Source organism: Psychromonas hadalis ATCC BAA-638 (assembly GCF_000420245.1).
GTDB lineage: Bacteria > Pseudomonadota > Gammaproteobacteria > Enterobacterales > Psychromonadaceae > Psychromonas > Psychromonas hadalis.
Genome location: NZ_ATUO01000003.1, coordinates 1 through 21,235, shown reverse-complemented (window position 1 = coordinate 21,235; position 21,235 = coordinate 1). Strand labels below are relative to the sequence as shown.

The following is a 21,235-nucleotide window of genomic DNA, read 5'->3' as shown; positions in this document are numbered from 1 at the left end:
ATAAGCGCATAATAGCGCATTTAAAATAAACTAATAGGCATAAATACGTATATGGTGCATGTTTTTGCAGTTTAATGATGCTAGAGGGCTGAGAAGTACAACACAAAATAGAGGGATTATTTTAAAGTGGGTCGCTAAATCATTAATAACTGTTTAAAATAACAGGTTATCGTTATTGGAGAATTTCATGTTTATCGTTCAACTTAGTCAATTTTTAATTTTACTGTGGAAACTCTCTTCGGTGTTTGTGATCCCGTTGATCATGTTAGGTTATGTGATGCTGATGAATCGTTATGATGGTAGCTTCACTTTTCAAGATTTAGATCAGGGTAAAAATATTCATAAATGGATGGTTTTTGCCATCTACCTTATTTACCTCCTCTGTTGGAATCGCAGTAATAAACGCGTTATCTCCGCCCTTAAAAAATTAGAGTATTAATGAACCTCTCCCCCATTGAAATAACCGTTGTTGTTAGCCTCTGTTCTGTTGTTTTTCTATTTTTATGGCTATATCTACGCACTAACAGTCAACTTAATATCACTAAACTACTAAATGAACAAGAACGTGAGTTCTCGGAGCAGTCACTGCAAGCGCGAATAACGGAACTTGAAGCATCACAATTGTTGGCTGAAAGTTTACAGTTGCAAAACAGTAAATTAATTGCTCGATTACGTGAATCAGAGGTACGTTTACAAGCGGGTGAGCAACGCTTACGTGATCAACAGGCAACAGAAGAGAAGTTAAGTAACCAGTTTGAACTACTATCTCAGCGTATTTTTAATGATAAATCTGCACAATTTAAAGCATTAAATCAAGAGAGTTTAAATCAGCTATTAGCGCCTTTTAAAGTGCAATTAGAAGGGTTTAAAGAGCAGGTTAATAGTTGTTATATTAACGAGAGTAAAGAGCGCTATAGTTTGCAAGAAGAGATAAAAAAACTAGCTAATATCAATCAGTTAATGCAAAAAGAGACCAGTAACCTGACCAATGCGTTAAAGGGTGATAATAAACAGATGGGTAACTGGGGAGAAGTGGTTTTACAACGTATTTTGGAAAATTCTGGTTTACGAGAAGGGCATGAATATGAAACCCAAAGTCATTATAAAAATGAAGCGGGTCAGCGTTTTTTACCCGATGTAGTGGTGCATCTGCCACAAAATAAAAATATTATTATTGACTCAAAAGTATCACTGCTTGCTTATGAACGTTTTTTCAACAGTGAAGATATTAGTGAGCAAAAAGAGGCGTTAAAAGCGCATTGTCTTTCAGTTAGGCAGCATATAAAAGGACTCGCTAAAAAAGATTACCAAAATTTGATTGGCACAAATAGTTTAGATTATGTACTGTTGTTTGTCGCAGTTGAACCTGCTTTTATCGTTGCTATTGAGCATGATCCTGAGCTGGTCAAACTCGCTCTAGACAATAATATATTATTAGCCAGCCCCACCAACTTGATGATTGCCTTACGCACCATTGAAAATTTATGGCGCTTTGACTCGCAAGAAAAAAATGGGCGTTTAATCGCAAATCAAGCCAGTAAGTTATATGACAAATTACGCCTGTTTAGCGAGAATATGTTAGATGTGGGGGTGCAACTTGGTAAAGCACAAGACAGTTATGACCACGCCCTTAAACAGTTTAGCGAAGGGCGTGGTAATTTAATCGCACAAGCAGAATCCCTGAAAGAGATGGGGGTGACTGTTAATAAGCCCCTACCTCAACAACTGGTAGAATGTTCACAAGCAAGTAAACAGGAAAAAATTAATTATGATTCGAATTTATAAACCCGGTGATCTTTCAAGCGGATGGGCAGGTGTGCGTGTTTCGGTCAGTGTTAATGGAAAGTCGAAACAAGTTTATTTTTCCTATCAAAAGTATACCGACTCTACCGCACTGCGACGTGCCCAAGATAAAGAGCGCCAGTTGCTTAAACTGCAACTAAAATATGCGCGTAATGATATTAAATCGAAGCGCTCTAATACCGGTTTTAAAGGTTTGTCATTTACTCATGAAGTAAAAAATACAGAAAGTGGTAAGCATTATTCTTACCCGATTTTAACTTTTCAACATACCAAAGAGGGTGAGTTAACCTCAAGAAAGTGGCGTATTAATGAACAGTTAGAGTTATCTAAAACGGTATGGGAAGATATCTGTTTATTGGTAAAAAACAGTCGCACACTTAATGCTAAAACTTACGAATATATGCTGAGCAATCGACCTGATCCCGCCTTGCATTTTACAAATTAAGCTCGCTTAAACGCATTACCTTTTTTAAAAATATAATCACGAAGCGACGATGTGAAGTTAGTTTCCTCTGGGGAAATAGTGGTTGATATTTTTTATTAAATAGTGAATCTCCAATATTTAAAATATGATGAAATGGACACGACGGCTGAGTCGTGTCACTCAAATGAAACAGGTTATTTAAGTTATGATCGATATATTGTCTTCAGTTTTTCCGATATTATTCGCCTTAATGTTAGGCTATTTACTGGGGAAGTCTTTACCCAACAAGTTACCCGCACTAGCCTCAAAGGTTCTAGGACCTTTAGTTTGGCTGTTACTTCTTTCAATCGGTGTGGAATTTGGGCAAATATTTAAAGATCCTGACGCGGCTAGAAACATAATATACACCGCGGGCGTGTTTGCGTTATTCACAACATTAGGCGCATGTTTGCTTATTTATAGTTTTTGTAAATCAAGTGAAGTGCAACAAATTGATGCGATTGAAAAGAAGAAAATAAATATAATGGAACCAATAAAGGAATGTGTGATTGCTTTATCAATGGTTTTTATTGGCGTTATTCTTTCGTTGTTTGTTATCGACAGTAATGGGGCTCTACATGATTTACCCATTTCAGATACCTTGTTGTATATTTTAATTTTTTGTGTCGGAATTGACATTGTATCCGTTAAGTTGTCGTCTGCATGGCGATCGCCTTCAGTGCTCCTTATACCTTTATTGGTGGTGGTGGGCTCTTTTGGTGGTGGTGCTATCTCTTCGCTTATTGTCGGTGAAGATTTAATGACTTCGCTTGCTATATCAAGTGGTTTTGGCTGGTTTTCTTTATCGGGTGTGTTAGTTTCCAGTAAAATGGGGGTGACTTATGGTGCTATCGCATTAATGACAGATCTTTTCCGTGAATTGTTTGCCATCATTTTAATGTATATGTTTGGCCATAATTTTGCTAAAGAGTGTGTCGGGGCGGGAGGGGCTACATCGCTTGATTCAACCTTGCCAATTATCAAGCAAACTTGCAGCAAAGATATTATTCCCATTGCTCTGGTAAGTGGTTTGTTATTGAGCTTGTTGGCACCTATATTGATTACTTTTTTCTTGTCAGCTAACCATTGAGCTATTTCAAATACAACGGTTACCTTTTCCAGAAATGGCGTGTTAGCATCACCACGACGGTTAATATCTCTAAACGTCCCATCAGCATGCAGATTGATAATATCCATTTTGAAATGTCAGGGAAATGTGCAAAATTTCCTGATGGGCCTATCTCTGTAACTAAACCTGGGCCAACATTAGAAACGGCGGTGATAGCGGCGGTAAGCGCGGTCATTGCGGGTGCGCCAAACAGTGCTAGTAAGAGTGATGCAATAACAATGGTGGCGAAATAAGCAAGTACAAAGGCGATCAGTGAGCGGAGAATTTGATCACTGACTAAGCGGTTATTGTATTTTTGTGAAAAAATGCCCTGCGGGTGCATTAATAACATTAATTGCCGTTTTAATAAGCTGAAGGCTATCTGGAAACGAAATATTTTAATCCCCCCTGTGGTTGAGCCTGAACAAGCGCCAACGAAGAGGAGAACAAAAAAGATCATTATGCTGAAATCGCCCCAAGTAATGAAATCATCTAAACCAAATCCTGTCGTAGTGATCACTGAAACGACATTAAATAAACTTAACCGTAGCGCATCTGACCAATCGAACTGCTTTGTGAAGGTTAAATAGAGTGTTAAAGCGAGTGTGCAAACAACGATAAGTTTAAGGAAACCTTGGATTTGTGCGTCTTTGAGTAGTGGTGCTAAACTGTGCCGATTGAGAGCGCGAATGAATAACAAAAAAGGCAATCCGCCTAAAAACATAAACAAGATGGCGTTCCAGTGCGCGCCCTTTGAAAAATGCCCCATTGAGCCATCTGAGGTGGAATAACCGCCTGTAGAAATAGTGGTCATCGCGTGGTTGATCGCATCAAAATTACTCATGCCTGCTAAACGGTAGCCAATAAAACAGCACAGGCTTAAAAACAGGTAAACGACTAAGATATCGATGGCGACACGGCGTGTTTTGGATGTGGTTTTATCTGACCAGTCAGAAGACTCCGTTTGGAAAAGACGCATACCACCCACATTGAGGAAGGGTAAAATCGCCACGCCCATGACGATAAAACCAACTCCACCTAACCATTGTAAAATGGAACGCCACAGTAAAATACTGGGGTGCATGTTGTCTAATCCCTGTAAGACAGTGCTGCCTGTGGTGGTGATCCCCGACATGGTTTCAAAGAAGGCATCGCTATAACTGATATGTTCAATCAATACAAAAGGCAGGGCAGCAAACAGGCTGGCAAGTACCCAAACGCCTGTGGTGAGCAGAAACATCTCGCGCACGCCTAAACGTGAACGCTGTTTTTCTCCTCCTAAAAAAAGAAATATAAAAGAGGCGAAATGGGTGATAATAATTGCAGTTAAAAATTCAACACCGCCTAAACTATCTTCATAAAAAGCCAGTGCCATGGGGAAATACATGAACACGGCCATTTTTGACAATACTAAGCCGGTGATGAAAAAGAGAGGGCGATAAACCATCTATAAATCTCGACTCAAAGGAAGAAGGGGCTAGGTTGGAATAATTTTTCAATATCGCTGATATATTTTTTATTGACTAAAAACAGAATGACATGATCATCGCTCTCTATTACTGTTTTATCGTGGGCGATCAGCACTTCGTCTTTACGCACAATGGCACCAATGCTGGTACCTCGTGGTAATTTTAGCTGACAAAGTTGTTTGCCCACGACTTTTGAGGTCATACTATCGCCACGTGCGACAATCTCAATCGCCTCTGCCGCGCCTTCACGCAGTGAATATACGTGTTTAAGATCCGCTTTACGCACATGCGTTAATAGCGCTGAAATGGTGGCTTGTTGTGGGGAGATGGCGATATCAAGAATATTGCCCTGTACCAAATCTATATAAGCACTGCGTTGAATAAGTACCATCGCTTTACGTGCGCCCATTCGTTTGGCCAGCATTGCCGACATAATATTTGCTTCGTCATCGTTGGTGACGGTAATAAACAGATCGATTTGATCGATATGCTCCTCTGCTAACAGTTCTTGATCTGATGAATCACCACAAAAAACAATGGTATTTGAGAGCGTTTCAGAGAGGTATTCAGCGCGTTTTAAGTTTTTTTCAATCAGCTTAACTGAGTTCTCTTTTTCAAGGCGTTTTGCAAGGCTTTCACCGATATAACCGCCACCGACAATCATAATACGTTTATAGGGATGCTCTAGTTTTTGCATCTCACTCATGATTGCTTTGATATGCTGACTTGCGGTGATAAAAAACACCTCATCATCTGCTTCAATAATGGTGGTACCTTGGGGGCGAATCGCTTTACCGCGTCTGAAAATAGCCGCTACACGCGCTTCGATGTTCGGCATATGCTCTTTCAGTGTAGAGATGGCATTACCCACCAGTGAGCCACCGTAATAGGCTTTTATTGCAACCAATCCAACTTTTCCTTCAGCAAAATGCGCAACTTGTAGTGCGCCAGGGTGTTCAATAAGTTGGAAAATATAATCACTGACTAATTTTTCAGGGGCGATAATATGGTCGATGGGAAACGCATCACTATTAAACAGCTCTTTTTGAAATTCAATCATGCTTTGCGAACGAATACGGGCAATTTTTTTAGGCACGTTAAACAGAGTAAAAGCGATTTGGCAGGCAACGATGTTAATTTCATCGGAATTGGTGACCGCAATTAACATGTCTGCATCATCTGCACCTGCTTCACCGAGTGTGCGCGGGCTTGAGGCATTACCTTGGACAACACGCAAGTCAAACCTATCTTGTAAAGCTTGCAAGCGTTCATGGGAAGAATCAACCACGGTGATATCGTTATTTTCACCGACTAAATTTTCAGCCAGTGAAGCACCTACTTGTCCTGCACCTAAAATAATAATTTTCATAGTTATCTATGATCCTGTGTATATTAGTAGGGAGTGTTAAACTAGCATCACTCTCAACGGTTTATGTTGGAATGATATCAAAGCGTATACACTTCATTTCCGTTACATTTTCTGTTGAAAATCATTACGTTAGCAAAGGAAATCAGGGGTGATTTCATTAGCGATAGCATACTCATGCTATCACGGTGCGTTAAGAAGTAAGGTTTTTCAGCAGGTTACTTCTAAATAGGTTAACCTGTTTTTTGTAGCTTGGCGTAATAAAAACCATCCATAGCATCTTCATTCGGCAACAGCTGGCGACCTTTTGTCGTGTCATTATGTTGCTCAGACAGGGCAATTAATGTGGCATCTGCTGTGTTTTCTAAAAAGTTTTTAATTTGTAACTCGTTTTCATCGGGTAAAATAGAGCAGGTGGCATATAACAAAATACCCCCCGGTTTTAATTTTGCCCATAATGCGTTTAAAATGCTTTTTTGTAGTTTAACTAACTCTGCAATATCACTATCACGGCGTAACCAACGAATATCTGGGTGACGGCGAATTACTCCTGTTGCGCTACAAGGTGCATCACATAAAATACGATCGAACAACTCACCTTGCCACCATTCATCAGGTTTAGAGGCATCACCATGAATCACCGTTGCTTGTAGTTTGAGGCGATCTAAATTTTCTTGCACACGCACTAGACGTTTATCATCGGCATCAACGGCAACCATCTGTTTTAGCTGCGGTTGTAGCTCCAATGTATGTACAGTTTTACCACCGGGTGCGGCACAAGCATCTAAAATAAGATCGCCTTGTTGTGCATCTAAGTAGTGTGCTGCAAGTTGTGCTGCGCCATCTTGAACAGAAACCCAACCCTCAGTAAAACCAGGCAGTTTATAAACATCGGTGGCTTTCTCTAAACGCAGTGCATTTTTGTTTTCATCATCAAGGGCGGTAAAGTTGCTCAGTTCAGCGTCATCTAATAACGTTTTATACGCTTCTCGGGAATGATGAATCACGTTAACACGTAACCACATCGGTGCTTGTTGGTTATTGTTATCCATGATGGTGGCTGCTTTTTCATTACCGTATGCGCTTTGTAGACGTTTGACTAACCAGCTTGGATGACAGTATTTAAGCGCGTCTTGTTGTTCTGCTTTTTCGAGCAGAGCCTCTTGTTCACGTAAAAAGCTACGTAACACTCCGTTAACCATGCCTTTAAGCGCTGGTTTTTTAAGTGCTTTTGCACCATTTACTGTTTCACCAACGGCTGCATGGCTAGGAATGCGCGTGTAAAGTAGCTGATAAAAACCCACTAAAATCAAAAAATGCATCGCACGTTGTTTGCCTTTAAGTGGTTTTTGCATCAATGAACGACAGAAAAAATCGAGGCGTGGTAGGGTGCGTAATACGCCATAACAGAGCATCTGTAGCAGAGCTTTGTCTTTAGGATTAAGGTCTTTCTGGGCGGCGGGTAGTGCTTGTGAAAGGGATTGTCCCTGCTCTACAACCTGATTTAATACTTGAGCTGCCAGTGCGCGAACATTCATATTTTTTCACCTTGTGCAGTAAATGTAGTGCCGACAGCAAACAGTGCTTTGCGTGAATTTAATATATCTTGCACAGGCATTGCTTTTTTCCCTGAGAGCTGGATAACTTGTAGGTTTAAAACACCCTTGCCAGTCACGACTTGAATACCCTCTTTATCTGCGCGAATAATAGTGCCTGCGGGCTGCTCTGTTTGCATGTTAATTACATTTACTTTATGCACTTTAACGGGGCTTCCTGCCAGCTCGAAATAACTCATTGGCCAAGGATTAAAAGCACGTACACAACGTTCGATAAAGTCAGCATCTTGTGACCAATCAATTAATGCTTCTGCTTTGCTGAGTTTTTTCGCGTAACTAGCTAATGCGTTATCTTGACCTTCAGCGGTTAATTCTCCATTAACTAATTGCTTAATGGTATCAACTAAAACCTGTGGTGCTTGCATGGCTAATTTTTCATATAAAGAGGCACTGGTTTCATCCATCTCAATTGGAGTACTGACTTTACTGAGTATGTCGCCGGTATCAAGCCCTGCATTCATCTGCATAATGGTCACACCTGTCTCTTTATCGCCCGCCCAAATTGCACGCTGAATAGGTGCTGCACCACGCCAGCGAGGCAGTAGTGAACCATGTACATTTAAACAACCTAAACGCGGTGTTTCTAAAGCAACGGTTGGAAGAATTAAACCATAAGCAACGACAATCATAATGTCAGCATTAAGCGCTGCAAGCTCTGCAATCACTTCATCTGACTTGAAGTTTTCAGGTTGATAAACAGGTAAAGCATGTTCAAGTGCTAACTGTTTTACCGCACTGGCCGTTACTTTTTTACCACGACCTGCTGGGCGGTCGGGTTGCGTGTAAACAGCCACTACATTAAATTCAGACTCAATTAATGCGTTAAGGTGTTTTGCTGCAAAGTCAGGGGTGCCTGCAAAAATGATGTTTAATTTTTCCACGGAGATCTCTTTTGTTAATGGCGTAAATAGCTACGTAACATAGTTATGCAAATTTTTCATTTTGGCGTTGTAGTTTTTCAAGCTTAGTTTTAATGCGTTTTTGCTTAAACGGTGAAAGGTAATCAATAAATAGCTTACCTTTGAGGTGGTCTAATTCATGCTGAATACAGACTGCAAGCAAACCCTCTGCGTCTAAAACCTGTAAATTTCCGTCCAGATCAAGATATTGCACGGTTACAAATTCATTACGTTTAATGTCAGCATGGGTGTCTGGTACAGAAAGGCAACCTTCTTCTGACTCTTCTTCCCCAGATTGTTCTATAATTTCAGGGTTAATTAGAATGATAGGTTGATCTCGATGCTCAGAAATATCAATAACAGCGATACGTAAATGAATGTTTATTTGTGTTGCTGCAAGACCGATACCATTTTCGTCATACATGGTTTCAAGCATGTTTTCGGTGATAGTTTTAATTTCTGGTGTGATCTGCACAACAGCTTTAGCAACGGTTCTAAGGCGTTGATCGGGAAAATGTAATACTTCGAGTAAAGCCATGATATTATCTTGCTCTATAGTTAATGTTAAAGAATGCTAATTCTATACCCATGACTGTTCAAGATGCAACTAAGCATCTTGATAGTCTGTGTATTATCATTACCCTCATTACAAAAAAATGTCCAAACAGGGATTGTTATGAAATTTAAACGAATTACCTCACTCTTATTAGGCGTAGCGTTCTCCTTTGTCGCTTTTGCTGATACATTGGTATTAAAAGAGGATCACCCAGAAACTTATACCGTTGTTAAAGGCGATACTCTGTGGGATATCTCAGAGCACTTTTTAAATACACCTTGGTTATGGCCTCGTTTATGGCAAGCAAACAATCAAGTTGAAAATCCACATCTTATCTATCCGGGTGATGTATTAACACTGATTTGGGTTAATGGTGAACCGCAACTTACGCGTAAGAAATTAAAAAAATTATCACCCATTCCACGTTTAGAGGAAAAAGGTGAACCAATTCCAACCATTCCATTAGCTGTGATTTCTGCCTTTTTATCAAAAGACCACATCATCGAACCTAAGTTGTTAGTTGCTGCGCCGCGTTTATTGGGTGATGCAATTGGTAGTCCGCGTTTTTTTGCGGGGGATATTTTCTATGGGCAGGGGCAGTATGATAAAAATAAACTATATGGTATTTATCGTTTAGGTGATGATTTTCATGATCCTAAAACGGATGAGTTTTTAGGTAAAGAGTTAACCTTTATTGGCCACACTGAAGTGTCTAAAAGCCCCAATGTGACGACGACGGATAAAGTTACTCCTTTTGATTTCCTAAAAAGCGCCCGTGAAGCGCGTCAAGGTGATCTGATTTTACCTATTCCTGAGCATGAAACATTACCCGCGTATTTCTTACCACAGCCAGTATCATCGGATGTGAAAGGGCATATTTTAGCCGCGCTGAATAATGCGGTTGCGATTGGTCGATGGGACGCGGTTGTTATTAATAAAGGCAAGCGCGATAATATCCAAATTGGTTCAATGTTCTCTATTTTACGCAGTGGACCTGCTGTATTGGTTAGTGAAAGCAAGATTGTATATCAAGAAGATGCAAGCCGTTTCGAACAGATGGGCGATGCTGATTTAGTACTTCCTGCTGAGCGTTTAGGCGAGTTAATGGTCTTTAAGGTTTATGAAAAAGTGAGTATTGGTCTGGTGATGCGCAGCAGTGATGCACTGGGTGCTAAGTATGAGATCCAAGGATTAGAATTCTAGTCACTGTTTGGGCCGTTGCCATGTAAGCTTACTTCATCGTTGGAAATGCTCACAAATTCGTCAGGAATGAATTTGAACATCCGCAGGATGGCCCGTAGGGCGTAGTGCAGGATGTACGTAGTCTTTAAACCACTAAACTGCGCATTTCCGCCTTGAATTAAACATAAATGGCTTAGCCCAAAACATTTACTTTCTTTTCTGATGATTCATAAGGAAGGTGCTTATTCAACAAGATCTATTTACAACTGATGAGTTCTTGCCTTCATCCTGCGAGCATATTAAAAGCTGGATGATACTTGATGCCATCCCCGCGTTACAAAAACGTACTATCTTCAAGCTACTCAGTAAACACTCAATCAACGAACTACTGCAACTCCCTGCCTCACAACTACAACATTATCGTTTAAAAGAGGCGCAAATTAGTGCTTTATTACACCCTAATTTGGTACAAGTAGAGGAGAACCTAAGTTGGTTGGATGAATCACAGAACAGGTACATCCTCTGTTTTGATGATGAACGTTACCCCAAACAACTCAAAGAGATCAGCAGTCCCCCTTTATTACTTTACTTACAAGGTGATATTCGTTTATTAACTCATCCACAAATGGCACTTGTTGGTAGTCGCAACTGTACCCCTTATGGGCAAGAGAAAGCCTATCAATTTGCTGGACAGTTAGCTTCATTGGGTTTTACCATTACCAGTGGACTGGCATTAGGTATTGATGGTTTTGCCCATCAAGGTGCGTTAGATGCGAATGGTAAAACGATTGCGGTGCTAGGGACGGGGCTGAATAATATATACCCAAAACGGCATCTTAAATTAGCCCGACAGATTATCAAAACAGGTTTACTTGTGTCAGAATTTTGGCCAAATAGTCCGGCCATTCCTAGCAACTTTCCTCGGCGTAATCGGTTGATTTCAGGTTTGTCATTAGGTGTATTGGTCGTGGAAGCCTCGAAACGCAGCGGCTCTTTAATTACCGCACGTTATGCCAATGAACAAGGTCGAGAGCTGTTTGCATTGCCCGGCTCTATTGATAACAGTCAAGCGTGTGGTTGTCATCAGCTTATTCAGCAGGGGGCAAAACTGGTGGTGAATGTGGCTGATATCAGCGAAGAGTTTGAACATATAGTGGCTAAAAAAAGAACGATAGATGTAGCTGAACTACAATTAGTGCAACATCAACACCCTTTATTGCAATATATTGATTTCCACTTCACCACGCTTGAACAACTATTAAACCGCTCTGGGTTAGATATTGTCAATTTACAAAATCAGTTAATAGAATTAGAGATAACTGGTAGAATCACAGTAACCGTTGAAGGTTATGTTAAGAGGTAAGGTAATAAAATGTTTGAAGTGATTATTTATCTATTTGAAAGTTATATGCAGATTGAAGAAACCATGGAAGTGGATGCAAAGGAGATCACTGATGAATTGTTGGAAGAGGGTTTTCAGCGCAGTGATATTTCTAAAGCGTTAGCGTGGTTAGACCATTTAGCGAACTTACACGAACAAGACGTTGAAAGTAGGGTACAACCTGCAAAACACACGTCACATCGAATTTATAGTCACCTTGAACAGCAACGTTTAAACAGTGCTTGTCAGGGTTATATCTCCTACCTCGAACATGCGGATATTTTAGACAGTTATACGCGTGAAACGGTCATTGATTGTGCGATGCTATTAGAGATGAATGAACTTGTTTTACACGATCTTAAATGGCTGATATTAATGGTGTTGTATAACGATCCGAGCAGTGAAGATCAGTTTTTACAGCTAGAGTCGATGTTAATGGACTTTGAAGATGGATTGATTCATTAACATGAATAACTTACCAACGACTCACTTGAAAAGCATCGACTTATGCCCCGACTGTGGCGCTGAGTTACATATCCGTAATGGTAAAAAAGGGGCTTTCCTCGGTTGTACGCGCTATCCTGAATGTGACTATCTGCGACCGCCGCATGAAAAAAGCGAAATTAAAAAAGTGCTGATAGGCACAAGCTGCCCTTTATGTACTAAAGAGTTGGTGTTAAAGCAAGGAAGGTTTGGGTTGTTTATCGGCTGTAGTGATTACCCTGAATGTGAACATACCGCTCAACTGACTGAAACTAAAAAAGAAAACAAAGATGAGTTGAATGTAAATTGCCCTTCTTGTAAAAAAGGTAAGTTGGTTCAGCGATTATCTCGTTTTGGTAAAACTTTCTATGCATGTGATAATTATCCTGCTTGTAAATACGCAATAAATGATAAACCAGTGAATGAATTTTGCCCCGATTGTCACTGGCCAATCCTTGTAGAGAGGAAAACTTCAGCAAAATTTCGCATAATATGTCCAAAAAAAGGGTGTGGTTACCGAAGTAAGCCGTTATAATTGTCAGCATATTGTCTTGAAAATCGCTAATTTTTAGCAAAACTAACGTGAGGAAACCACAATGACTAAACCATTTGTTGCCATTTTAATGGGCTCAGATTCAGACCTACCAACCATGCAAAGTACCATTGAAATTTTAAAATCTTTCGATATTCGCTGTGAAGTAAAAGTAACGTCTGCGCACCGTACACCCGCTGCCACACATGCATACGTAACAGATGCTGAAGCGCGTGGTTGTAAAGTATTTATCTGTGCTGCTGGCCTTGCAGCTCACTTAGCTGGCGCGGTTGCGGGTATTACCACACGTCCAATCATTGGTGTTCCAATTGATTGTGGTCCACTACAGGGTCACGATGCGCTTCTTTCAACGGTAATGATGCCTGCTGGTGTGCCTGTTGCAACTGTTGCTATCGGTAGTGCTGGCGCAAAAAATGCAGCTTACTTAGCAGCGCAAATGCTTGCTATTGCTGATGATGAGCTTGCTGTAAAAGTAAAAGAAAATCGTGCTGAAAATGCACGTGCAGTGATTGCCAAAGATGCTGCATTACAAGTAAAATTAGCAAGTCTATAATCGGTTATAAGTACCTTGACTGATTTTGACCTATCTAACGCCCTGACTGCACTACGCGCTCAGGGCGTTATTGCTTATCCTACTGAGTCTGTTTTTGGATTGGGTTGCGATCCTGATTGTGATGTAGCGATTCAAAAAGTCCTCGATCTAAAAAAACGTCCAGCGCATAAAGGGTTAATTTTAATTGCCGCTAATATCGAGCAGTTAAAAAATTATGCTGATTTTTCATCGTTAAATGAAACACAACTGACAGCGATACAAAAAACCTGGCCGGGTCCATTTACTTGGGTTGTACCAGCACAGAAAAACCTTTCTAAACTGATTAGCGGTGATTTTGATAGTGTGGCTGTGCGAGTCAGCGCGCATCCAATTGTGCAGCAACTGTGTTGCGAATTTGCTAAACCTATTATTTCAACTAGCGCTAACCTTTCGGGGTTAGAGGCTTGTGTGAATACAATTGAAGTGAAAAAGATGTTTAGCAATAATCCACTATTAGCAATGATTATGAACGAAAATGTATCGGGATTAGATGAGCCCTCTCAAATTTATCATGCACTAACAGGGAAACGCTTACGTTAATTTCGAGCATTGAGTCTTAACATCAATGGCATAAATACCAACATGAGTTCTTCCGTCAGATAACATTTTTTTCTGGTTTGAAGCCGATCTTTTCAGCAATGCGAATAGAGGCTATATTGTCATTTTTCAATGAGAGAGATTAAACGTGTTAAACCCATGTCATTAAAGGCATGCTCTTCAACGACATTGATTTTTTGTTTACAAAAGCCACAATAACCAATGAATAGACCCGTTTTTCTACTAAGAACAGCAAGAAAATTTGGTAAGTTATTTTCTGTTTGCTGAATACAGTGATCAATAAACCCCGTGGTTTTCTGTTCCGAGTAGACCTTTTAATGAAAATTTCATCACTTCTGGATCGCTCAATAATTGATGAGTGGCGGCGTCACGGGGAAAAAGTAAGTCTTGGCGTGGTAATGACTATTATTATTTCTTAATGAGAGGCATTTTCTGGGGTAACTTGAGGTACTTAGCTCTTAGTATATTCAGAGTGTTAGCACTTTGCATCTCTGAAAAACTCTGTTTTAATTTATCGATATCAATGTGTGCCCGGTTTCTTTTAGAAACCTGTATCCAAGGTGTTCTAATATCTACGATTAAGGGCTTACCAAAAATGACGTTTACCCCTTTAATTTGTAACGACGCGCTTAAAATAGGCTCAAGAGGGCCAATAATCGCATCTGCTCTACCCGCCATTAACATTTTAATACCCTGTAAAAAGTCTTTTATCTGATACTTTACAATCGTGGCATTATTATCAATTGCATCGCTGAATTTAGCACCACGTAAATAGACTATTTTTTTATTATTTAAGTCATTTATATCTTCAAAATCATTGCCTTGAATACCTATCACTACAGTTTTTAATGAAGATAAAGGTGCCACATAATATACGTAATCTTCTAGTTCTGGATAACGAAACATAATGGTCATATCAATATCACCGTATTTTATCTCTCTGATGATGCGCGCATAAGGGGCGACTTTATTGTGACTGGAGTAACCGGCTTTGGAAACGAGAATATTAGCTACATCGTAATAGATGCCAGTTAATTTTCCGTGTGTGCTAATACCATAGGGAGGAAAACCAATGGTCCCTATTTTAATGAGTTTATGGGAAGTTGCATAAACTGAGGCGTTATAAAATAACAATAGAATAAATGCAATGATCCCCTGTTGAATGCTCGACATTTCACCTCCCTATTTATCTCTCTGTATTAAATTAGCCGTCCAAGCTAAAACATCAAGCTAAGCGAACATTTTAAACGTGTCGGAATATAATACACAGTAAAAAACACACTTTCATAAGTTGTTGACATTAAATGATTGAATGTGTGACTTATCTTTTGCTTAGATAGATTTCCTGAATTATTCAGATTAATCATTACTTAGGGAAATACCAATGAAAATTAAAAATATATGTAGAGTAGCAGTGATCATGGCTGTCTTATCAGTAAGCTCACAGGTTATTGCAATACCGATGACCAGTAGCGAAATTTTAACGGGTTCGATCTATAGTAATGCTAATTCCTTTCAGTTTACTAATAACTCCTCTGCGGGAGAGAATATTATTAAATTAGTATGGGATTTAACGCCGATTAATGGATTTTTGATATCTGCTGATACTCTGTCTGGCACTAGTCCAAAGCCTTTTACTCTTAGATTCTCTGATGATGTGGGGGTGGCTGAACCTGATACTTGCCATCATGCTTGAGATACTAATAATACGCGGATTTTCTGAGCCCAGTAAATTGCCTTTTAAGGCGGCTGATAAATGAAAAGGGGCGAGTGTGTTTACAGTAAATATCGCTAACAAGCATGATGATCCATCTCATTACTGCTTTGTTTATCACCGCCCATAATATAATTAATATATCAATGTGCGTCATGGTTAAGTTTTCTTGAAAGCGCTGAATAGATGTTTACTGGTCACTTCCCGTGTGCATAAACGTAATTCACCCCCTGTAAAGAGTGCTTGTAACTGTTGCGTGGCAGGTTGCAATGACATGTTTACCTTGTTGTAGAAAAGTTTTTGTTAATGCTAAACCCATGCTACGGTTTGTACCGGTAATGACGATTTTTTCATGGTCACGATTCCTTGTTTAATGGTAATTTGTGCACATATCCCTGAAAACCCAATGGATCATAATGTAGGGAAAGCTTATTCATAAAACCATGAAAATATTGGCTATGAATAATTTTTACTCGCTGTTTCTTGTGCAGGTTTTGCGCGAATTCAGTGATATCAAAGTGTAATTCGCTTTTGGGTAAGATGAGTTCAATCAATATACTGGGTTGAATGCTCAAATAGTGGCGAATTTGTGAAGCATAAAAGCAGACAACTCGGTTTACTTGGGTGTTCGCGAGCATTGCTGAATTTAACCAAACAGCGGATCCCCCGACACTAAAGGCGATGAGGTTAAAGGGCTGTTTAATACTGCTTAACTTTTCCTGTAGCAATTGTGCGTACTGACTAAGCCCTACTTGTTCACTAAAATAATCATAGGCGGCTTGCTCATTTTTAAAGTCGATGCATTGACCTGCATAGGCATCAATAATTAATGTCTCTTGCCCCGCAACTTGTTCCGCTAATTGTTGCAGGGCTTCACTTTTACCAAAAATATCAGCGACAAAAACAGTTAACATATTTGTCCCTTAAAAGAGTTTATTACTGATATTTGCTGCAAAAAAGACTTCATGTTTTTTGTAAGCACTGTTATTTTCCGGTAATTCCAGCAGCTGAAAGCCTTGTTGATATTGTAATGTTTTCACTATCTCTCGTACAAAAACACTGTTGTTGGTATCGTTAATAAATTCGGTTACATCACACCATTTAGCTTCTGCGATTTCATCAATATCTTGAATATTTATTTGATCCGTTAAGGCATTTAAACGACATAAGAAATAAATGTTAGATTTACCAAAACGAAACACTTTTTTTGAAGCAAAACCTTGCAGGCCAACAAATTCACTTTGAATACCTGTTTCTTCAAACACCTCACGCACAATCGCTTCTGATATTTTTTCACCTAACTCAATATGACCGCCGGGTAGCTTGAAACCGGAGTGCATGGCTATCTTTTCTCTGATCACCAGTATCTGTTGTTGCTGATTAAAAATTAGTGCTCCGGCACCAATGCTATGGGTTGGCACAAATGGCGCATAAGCATCTTTTTTGATGCGTAAAATAAGCGTAATTTCATCTTCTAAACAGTTATGAAAAACAAATCCTGCATCGGTGGCTATTTGAATAAAAGCTGCGTTTTTAATGCATAGGGTAAACCAAATAAGTTGCTTACCTTGTGCTTTAACGACGAATAACATGTCATTAAATTGGCTGATAAACTGTGCTTGATCATTTGGCAATGCCTGCTTTTCTATGATCACGCCGTTATAATTGTCAAATTGGTAAGCTAGCAAAATAATTTTCCTTTCTACGTTAACAACGATTTCATGCTCGTTTAATTGCCTTTTTTGATTATGTGACAAAGCCTGTGTGGTTAAAAATTCAGTATGCGTGTATGACCTTTTTAACTGTTAATGCTTTTGTGTTTTTGCTACCAATGATGCCAGAAATGACTCAATTAACATCACAAAATATTGAGTTAGGTATGATAAATGTCACTTATCAAGAGTATGCGACAAAAAAGATGATGGTTGGTCTCTCTAATGTATTGCCTCTTTTTATTATGGTTGTGCTCAGTGCTATCGGAGAAAATATATTCAGTGACTCAACTCAATAAATGATGGGCGTGGTAGGTGAAAAGTATCAATAATATTTTAGAGGTTGATGGTATAAATGCCAACGTGAATTTTGCCATTGTATAACATCTCTTTTTCTAGTTTAAAGCCTATTTTTTCTGCTACACGTACTGATCCTCTATTGTCTTTGTCGATAATAGAAATCAGACGTGTTAATCCCATCTCATTGAAGGCATATTCTTTCACCGCCAGCGCGGCTTCACTGGCGAGACCTTTACCCCAATGCTCTTTTGCTAAACGATAACCTAACTCCATTTCCTGAATACCCTTAATGGTTTGTTTATAAAAGCCACAGTAGCCAATTAATAGCCCTGTTTCCCTGCTAATAACAGCCAATAAACTGGGTAAATTGTTTGCAGTTTGTTGAATGCAGTGCTTGATGAAATCAGTGGTTTTTTGCTTAGAATAAGGGCCATGTAGGGAAAAACGCATCACCTCAGGATCGCTTAATAACTGATGAGTTGCCTGAAAATCAGAGAGGATAACGGGGCGTAAAGTAAGCCTTGCTGTGGTAATTGTCATCGGTATCTCTTCATTATTTTTCGCCTATAAAATACTTTTTAGTAAGCACATACAGTCATTCATTAGGTTCTGTATTATGCGCTAAAGAATATATTAAAAACAATAATAAGGCTTAAATAGAGCCACATATAACCCGTGCCTTTTTCGACATAATAAAGCTATTATGTTTAATAAATGTATAAACAGTGGTTGACTGATAAATAACACTAAAAGCCAGTTATATAATAATACTATTAGAAACAGCTAGACGACTGGTCTGTTTGTCCTTATGCTAGCAACCATGAAAATAGAAGCGAAGAGCAAAATAAGAGAAAACAACCCTACACGCCAACATATTTTAGACTGTGGCTATCAATTGATAGCAAGACAAGGTTTTTCAAATGTAGGTCTTTCACAAATATTAAAGCATGCAGAAGTGCCTAAAGGCTCTTTTTACCATTATTTTAAATCCAAGGAACAATTTGGTGAAGCATTGATTCAAGATTATTTCTTTCATTATCAAAATGAACTTGAAACCCATTTTAATGCACCTAATAGCAATCATTACGATAAATTAATTGCTTATTGGCAGCGTTGGATAGATGCACAAAATACGCAAGGCGTAGTGCATACTTGTTTGGTTGTGAAATTGAGCGCAGAGGTATCAGACCTTTCAGAATCCATGCGTTTAGCATTATTAACCGGTGCACAAAAAATAATTTCTATCTTAAGTCTGTGTATTGAGGCAGGCATAAAAGAGGGCACAATACAGGTTAAAAACCCATACAGCACAGCGCAACTGCTTTATAACTTATGGATAGGCTCAAGTTTACTTTGTAAGCTGAGTAAAAACAGTCAAAATTTAGAGCAAACAATGCACATCACTAAAGCAATTTTAACGAATCAAGCACACTTTTAACAAACACAAAAATCTTGTCTTTAACGCAAGATTTTTACACATAACGCTTAGACGACCGGTCTAGTATTTATATTATTAATATGAGGTTAAAAATGGATAACATGAAAAATAGACAAGTGATATTAAAGACACGCCCAATTGGTGCGCCAAAATTAACAGACTTTAATCTACAAATAACCGCTAAGCCAAGCATTGCTGAAGGTGAAGTCTTATTGCGCAGTATTTACTTATCACTTGACCCTTATATGCGTGGACGTATGAGTGATGCCCCCTCTTATGCCCCTCCGGTTGCATTAGAAGATGTCATGGTTGGTGCAACCGTCTGCCAAGTTGAAGCCTCTAACAATGAAAAGTTTAAGCTTGGTGATTGGGTTTTAGCCTACAGTGGTTGGCAAGATTTTAGTGTATCGAATGGCGAAGATTTACTGCCGTTAGGGCGTTCACCCAAAACACCATCGCATGCATTAGGCATTATGGGTATGCCTGGATTTACCGCGTACATGGGACTATTAGATATTGCCCAGCCAAAATCGGGAGAGACGTTAGTGGTTGCCGCTGCGACAGGGGCAGTCGGCTCGGTTGTTGGGCAAATAGGAAAAATAAAAGGGTGTCGAGTTATTGCTATTGCTGGTGGTAAAGAAAAATGTGAGTACGCAAAAAATGTATTAGGTTTTGATCAATGTATTGATCATAAGGCTGATGACTTTGCTCAACAACTTATCGATGCATGCCCTGATGGTATTGATATTTATTATGAAAATGTCGGTGGTAACGTTTTTGATGCTGTACTTCCTTTGCTTAATACAGGTGCACGTATTCCGGTTTGTGGGCTTATTTCACAATACAATGCAACGCAATTACCTAAAGGACCAGATCGCCTTTCTTTATTAATGGGAACCATTTTAGTGAAGCGCATTAAAATGCAAGGTTTTATCATTTTTGATGATTATGCACATCGTTATGATGAGTTTGCAGAGCAGATGACGCATTGGTTAAAAGCGGGGAAAATACATTATCGTGAACATCTCGTTGAAGGTCTAGAAAATGCGAGCGATGCTTTTATTGGATTACTCGAAGGTAAAAACTTTGGTAAATTAGTTATTCAAGTTAATAATCCTCTATAAAATAAGGGTATAAAATGATCATCTTACATCATCTAAATAAATCACGTTCAAAACGTATTATTTGGCTATTAGAAGAGTTACAAGTTGAATATAAAATTGTTGCCTATCAACGAGATAAAGAAAATTTTTTAGCGCCTGAAGCATTGAAAAAAATTCATCCGTTAGGAAAATCTCCTGTCATTGAAGATAATGGGCAAATAATCGCTGAGTCAGGTGCAATTAGCGAATATTTGATTTCGCGTTATGGCTCAGGAAAACTAGCCCCACAAAAAGAGACAAACGAATATAGTGAATATTTACAGTGGTTACATTTTGCAGAAAGCTCCGCCATTTTACCTTTGTTAATGAAAATGTATTTACAAAAAGATGGCTGTGAAACACGTTATCTTGCCACTTATGTGGACAGCGAGATTAATAACGTTATCTCTTATTTTAATGATTCGTTAAAGGGAAAAACTTACCTGATTAATGAGCAGTTAAGTGGGGCTGATATTATGATGTCATTTATTGTTGAAATACTTGAAAAGAATGGCACACTTGCTTCGTTTGAGCACATAAAACGCTATGCGGATTTATTAAAAACACATCACGCTTTTAATAAAGCAGATTTATTAGAAGCACAATACGAATAAGTTTAAAACCCTCTGTTTACTTAATAGATGTGGGCTCTTATACCTGCATGCACGATCCATTCGGTGTGCACGGATAATTGATCTGTTGAGTAGACACTGGGCAGTGTTTCCTCAATGAAATCAGCTGGTTTTTACCCATTTAATCCGTTGTATGGCATTCACTCTAATCAGTAAAGAGTATCAATTGTAACTTATACCAATCCGCATAAGTATCTGATCTATCTTGTTGGTTAAAATAATAAATAGCGACGTTGCATTCAATCGCAATAGCTAGCTATTACTCAAT

General features: G+C 39.1%; 24 protein-coding genes. 15 read left to right on the top strand and 9 right to left on the bottom strand.

Annotation, left to right across the window (positions count from 1 at the left end; translation table 11 throughout):
• The first annotated feature begins 187 nt into the window (after positions 1 to 187).
• From G322_RS0100780 to G322_RS0100765, 4 genes are all read left to right on the top strand, one after another.
• On the top strand, positions 188 to 439 hold the full coding sequence (locus G322_RS0100780) for a hypothetical protein (protein WP_022939903.1): 252 nt from the start codon (positions 188 to 190) through the stop codon (positions 437 to 439).
• The gene (rmuC, locus tag G322_RS19600; RefSeq protein ID WP_022939902.1) at positions 439 to 1,785 is read left to right on the top strand and encodes a DNA recombination protein RmuC; all 1,347 of its coding nucleotides are present in this window, start codon (positions 439 to 441) and stop codon (positions 1,783 to 1,785) included. Before G322_RS0100780 ends, rmuC begins: the two co-directional genes overlap by 1 nt.
• Entirely contained in the window at positions 1,769 to 2,248 is a 480-nt protein-coding gene (locus G322_RS0100770) for a hypothetical protein (RefSeq protein WP_022939901.1), read from the top strand. Before rmuC ends, G322_RS0100770 begins: the two co-directional genes overlap by 17 nt.
• Positions 2,249 to 2,432: 184 nt before the next feature.
• Positions 2,433 to 3,356: a LysO family transporter gene (locus tag G322_RS0100765; RefSeq protein WP_022939900.1), complete on the top strand. Its 924-nt coding sequence runs from the start codon at positions 2,433 to 2,435 to the stop codon at positions 3,354 to 3,356.
• 19 nt (positions 3,357 to 3,375) lie between these two features.
• On the opposite strand, the gene G322_RS0100760 is transcribed toward G322_RS0100765, so the two are convergent.
• The 5 genes from G322_RS0100760 to def form a co-directional block, all read right to left on the bottom strand.
• Positions 3,376 to 4,821, bottom strand: a complete 1,446-nt coding sequence (locus G322_RS0100760; RefSeq protein WP_022939899.1) for a TrkH family potassium uptake protein — start codon at positions 4,819 to 4,821, stop codon at positions 3,376 to 3,378.
• Between the two features lie 14 nt (positions 4,822 to 4,835).
• Entirely contained in the window at positions 4,836 to 6,212 is a 1,377-nt protein-coding gene (gene trkA / locus G322_RS0100755; RefSeq protein ID WP_022939898.1) for a Trk system potassium transporter TrkA, read from the bottom strand.
• A gap of 230 nt (positions 6,213 to 6,442) precedes the next feature.
• Positions 6,443 to 7,747 carry a 16S rRNA (cytosine(967)-C(5))-methyltransferase RsmB gene (gene rsmB, locus G322_RS0100750; RefSeq protein WP_022939897.1) on the bottom strand — a complete coding sequence of 435 codons (1,305 nt, stop codon included), beginning with the start codon at positions 7,745 to 7,747 and terminating at the stop codon, positions 6,443 to 6,445.
• Positions 7,744 to 8,706: a methionyl-tRNA formyltransferase gene (gene fmt / locus G322_RS0100745; protein WP_022939896.1), complete on the bottom strand. Its 963-nt coding sequence runs from the start codon at positions 8,704 to 8,706 to the stop codon at positions 7,744 to 7,746. Before fmt ends, rsmB begins: the two co-directional genes overlap by 4 nt.
• Before the next feature lie 43 nt (positions 8,707 to 8,749).
• Complete coding sequence (gene def, locus G322_RS0100740) at positions 8,750 to 9,262, bottom strand: peptide deformylase (protein WP_022939895.1); 513 nt, start codon at positions 9,260 to 9,262, stop codon at positions 8,750 to 8,752.
• Between the two features lie 138 nt (positions 9,263 to 9,400).
• Here def and G322_RS0100735 point away from each other — a divergent pair, with 138 nt between their 5' ends.
• The 6 genes from G322_RS0100735 (at position 9,401) to tsaC (ending at position 14,011) form a co-directional block, all read left to right on the top strand.
• Positions 9,401 to 10,483, top strand: a complete 1,083-nt coding sequence (locus G322_RS0100735; RefSeq protein ID WP_028866327.1) for a LysM peptidoglycan-binding domain-containing protein — start codon at positions 9,401 to 9,403, stop codon at positions 10,481 to 10,483.
• A gap of 217 nt (positions 10,484 to 10,700) precedes the next feature.
• Entirely contained in the window at positions 10,701 to 11,825 is a 1,125-nt protein-coding gene (gene dprA / locus G322_RS0100730) for a DNA-processing protein DprA (RefSeq protein ID WP_245542272.1), read from the top strand.
• 9 nt (positions 11,826 to 11,834) lie between these two features.
• Positions 11,835 to 12,308, top strand: coding sequence for a Smg family protein (locus G322_RS0100725; RefSeq protein ID WP_022939936.1), 474 nt, complete (start codon positions 11,835 to 11,837; stop codon positions 12,306 to 12,308).
• A gap of 1 nt (position 12,309) precedes the next feature.
• Positions 12,310 to 12,861 (top strand): DNA topoisomerase family protein, encoded by a 552-nt coding sequence (locus G322_RS0100720; RefSeq protein WP_022939893.1) that lies wholly within the window; start codon positions 12,310 to 12,312, stop codon positions 12,859 to 12,861.
• Positions 12,862 to 12,922: 61 nt separating this feature from the next.
• Positions 12,923 to 13,432, top strand: a complete 510-nt coding sequence (purE, locus tag G322_RS0100715; protein WP_022939892.1) for a 5-(carboxyamino)imidazole ribonucleotide mutase — start codon at positions 12,923 to 12,925, stop codon at positions 13,430 to 13,432.
• 15 nt (positions 13,433 to 13,447) lie between these two features.
• Positions 13,448 to 14,011, top strand: coding sequence for an L-threonylcarbamoyladenylate synthase type 1 TsaC (tsaC, locus tag G322_RS0100710; RefSeq protein ID WP_022939891.1), 564 nt, complete (start codon positions 13,448 to 13,450; stop codon positions 14,009 to 14,011).
• A 426-nt stretch (positions 14,012 to 14,437) separates the two neighbouring features.
• Here the strand turns inward: tsaC and G322_RS19595 are convergent, their stop codons facing one another.
• A complete protein-coding gene (locus G322_RS19595) occupies positions 14,438 to 15,202 on the bottom strand; it encodes a substrate-binding periplasmic protein (protein ID WP_022939890.1) in 765 nt (254 codons plus the stop codon).
• Between the two features lie 211 nt (positions 15,203 to 15,413).
• Between G322_RS19595 and G322_RS0100700 the strand changes: the two genes are divergently transcribed.
• On the top strand, positions 15,414 to 15,725 hold the full coding sequence (locus G322_RS0100700) for a hypothetical protein (RefSeq protein ID WP_022939889.1): 312 nt from the start codon (positions 15,414 to 15,416) through the stop codon (positions 15,723 to 15,725).
• Positions 15,726 to 16,099: 374 nt separating this feature from the next.
• Here the strand turns inward: G322_RS0100700 and G322_RS19590 are convergent, their stop codons facing one another.
• A complete protein-coding gene (locus tag G322_RS19590; RefSeq protein ID WP_022939888.1) occupies positions 16,100 to 16,657 on the bottom strand; it encodes a dienelactone hydrolase family protein in 558 nt (185 codons plus the stop codon).
• Positions 16,658 to 16,666: 9 nt separating this feature from the next.
• The gene (locus G322_RS24470) at positions 16,667 to 17,431 is read right to left on the bottom strand and encodes an NUDIX hydrolase (protein ID WP_022939887.1); all 765 of its coding nucleotides are present in this window, start codon (positions 17,429 to 17,431) and stop codon (positions 16,667 to 16,669) included.
• 155 nt (positions 17,432 to 17,586) lie between these two features.
• On the opposite strand from G322_RS24470, the gene G322_RS19585 reads away from it, so the two are divergent.
• Positions 17,587 to 17,754: a hypothetical protein gene (locus tag G322_RS19585; protein WP_156873891.1), complete on the top strand. Its 168-nt coding sequence runs from the start codon at positions 17,587 to 17,589 to the stop codon at positions 17,752 to 17,754.
• 37 nt (positions 17,755 to 17,791) lie between these two features.
• Here the strand turns inward: G322_RS19585 and G322_RS0100675 are convergent, their stop codons facing one another.
• On the bottom strand, positions 17,792 to 18,295 hold the full coding sequence (locus tag G322_RS0100675; RefSeq protein WP_022939885.1) for a GNAT family N-acetyltransferase: 504 nt from the start codon (positions 18,293 to 18,295) through the stop codon (positions 17,792 to 17,794).
• A 280-nt stretch (positions 18,296 to 18,575) separates the two neighbouring features.
• Here G322_RS0100675 and G322_RS0100670 point away from each other — a divergent pair, with 280 nt between their 5' ends.
• The 3 genes from G322_RS0100670 (at position 18,576) to G322_RS0100660 (ending at position 20,949) form a co-directional block, all read left to right on the top strand.
• Positions 18,576 to 19,193, top strand: a complete 618-nt coding sequence (locus G322_RS0100670) for a TetR/AcrR family transcriptional regulator (RefSeq protein ID WP_028866323.1) — start codon at positions 18,576 to 18,578, stop codon at positions 19,191 to 19,193.
• 92 nt (positions 19,194 to 19,285) lie between these two features.
• Positions 19,286 to 20,317, top strand: coding sequence for an NADP-dependent oxidoreductase (locus G322_RS0100665; RefSeq protein WP_022939883.1), 1,032 nt, complete (start codon positions 19,286 to 19,288; stop codon positions 20,315 to 20,317).
• Positions 20,318 to 20,331: 14 nt separating this feature from the next.
• Positions 20,332 to 20,949, top strand: a complete 618-nt coding sequence (locus tag G322_RS0100660; protein ID WP_022939882.1) for a glutathione S-transferase family protein — start codon at positions 20,332 to 20,334, stop codon at positions 20,947 to 20,949.
• The last annotated feature ends 286 nt before the right edge of the window (positions 20,950 to 21,235 follow it).

Bases quoted from the DNA above. Each gene is read 5' to 3' on its own strand.
- G322_RS0100780 (WP_022939903.1), top strand. From the start codon at position 188: ATGTTTATCGTTCAACTTAGTCAATTTTTAATTTTACTGTGGAAACTC.
- rmuC (WP_022939902.1), top strand. From the start codon at position 439: ATGAACCTCTCCCCCATTGAAATAACCGTTGTTGTTAGCCTCTGTTCT.
- G322_RS0100770 (WP_022939901.1), top strand. From the start codon at position 1,769: ATGATTCGAATTTATAAACCCGGTGATCTTTCAAGCGGATGGGCAGGT.
- G322_RS0100765 (WP_022939900.1), top strand. From the start codon at position 2,433: ATGATCGATATATTGTCTTCAGTTTTTCCGATATTATTCGCCTTAATG.
- G322_RS0100760 (WP_022939899.1), bottom strand. From the start codon at position 4,821: ATGGTTTATCGCCCTCTCTTTTTCATCACCGGCTTAGTATTGTCAAAA.
- trkA (WP_022939898.1), bottom strand. From the start codon at position 6,212: ATGAAAATTATTATTTTAGGTGCAGGACAAGTAGGTGCTTCACTGGCT.
- rsmB (WP_022939897.1), bottom strand. From the start codon at position 7,747: ATGAATGTTCGCGCACTGGCAGCTCAAGTATTAAATCAGGTTGTAGAG.
- def (WP_022939895.1), bottom strand. From the start codon at position 9,262: ATGGCTTTACTCGAAGTATTACATTTTCCCGATCAACGCCTTAGAACC.
- G322_RS0100735 (WP_028866327.1), top strand. From the start codon at position 9,401: ATGAAATTTAAACGAATTACCTCACTCTTATTAGGCGTAGCGTTCTCC.
- G322_RS0100725 (WP_022939936.1), top strand. From the start codon at position 11,835: ATGTTTGAAGTGATTATTTATCTATTTGAAAGTTATATGCAGATTGAA.
- G322_RS0100720 (WP_022939893.1), top strand. From the start codon at position 12,310: ATGAATAACTTACCAACGACTCACTTGAAAAGCATCGACTTATGCCCC.
- purE (WP_022939892.1), top strand. From the start codon at position 12,923: ATGACTAAACCATTTGTTGCCATTTTAATGGGCTCAGATTCAGACCTA.
- G322_RS19595 (WP_022939890.1), bottom strand. From the start codon at position 15,202: ATGTCGAGCATTCAACAGGGGATCATTGCATTTATTCTATTGTTATTT.
- G322_RS0100700 (WP_022939889.1), top strand. From the start codon at position 15,414: ATGAAAATTAAAAATATATGTAGAGTAGCAGTGATCATGGCTGTCTTA.
- G322_RS19590 (WP_022939888.1), bottom strand. From the start codon at position 16,657: ATGTTAACTGTTTTTGTCGCTGATATTTTTGGTAAAAGTGAAGCCCTG.
- G322_RS19585 (WP_156873891.1), top strand. From the start codon at position 17,587: ATGACTCAATTAACATCACAAAATATTGAGTTAGGTATGATAAATGTC.
- G322_RS0100675 (WP_022939885.1), bottom strand. From the start codon at position 18,295: ATGACAATTACCACAGCAAGGCTTACTTTACGCCCCGTTATCCTCTCT.
- G322_RS0100670 (WP_028866323.1), top strand. From the start codon at position 18,576: ATGAAAATAGAAGCGAAGAGCAAAATAAGAGAAAACAACCCTACACGC.
- G322_RS0100665 (WP_022939883.1), top strand. From the start codon at position 19,286: ATGGATAACATGAAAAATAGACAAGTGATATTAAAGACACGCCCAATT.
- G322_RS0100660 (WP_022939882.1), top strand. From the start codon at position 20,332: ATGATCATCTTACATCATCTAAATAAATCACGTTCAAAACGTATTATT.